Consider the following 257-nt stretch of genomic DNA (forward strand, 5'->3'; position numbering starts at 1 on the left):
CGCGGCTACCGTGGCTTCTGTCGGCGTGGATTGTGCGTCATCCACAACGCGGGATGCCCGACGCAACAATGCCGCGGCGGCCTTTAGCTTGACGTTCACCTGGCCCACTGCGCTGACCGTTAGCGGGTCGTCGGAGGCTCTACCGACATTGGCGTCAATCCACGGCCTGGCTCGCTCGCGGACGAAGCGCTTCATTTCTTCATGTGCTCCGACGCCGATGCCGTAATCAATGGCCGCGTGCATCAGCTGGGCGAAAG

Annotated in this window: 1 pseudogene; it reads right to left on the reverse strand. The window is 63.0% G+C overall.

The window, feature by feature from the left end:
* A pseudogene (locus EOD29_RS33090) lies at nt 1-257 on the reverse strand (SfnB family sulfur acquisition oxidoreductase); the annotation flags it as partial.

Origin of the sequence: Mesorhizobium sp. M1A.T.Ca.IN.004.03.1.1 (assembly GCF_003997555.1) — a bacterium.
GTDB lineage: Bacteria > Pseudomonadota > Alphaproteobacteria > Rhizobiales > Rhizobiaceae > Mesorhizobium.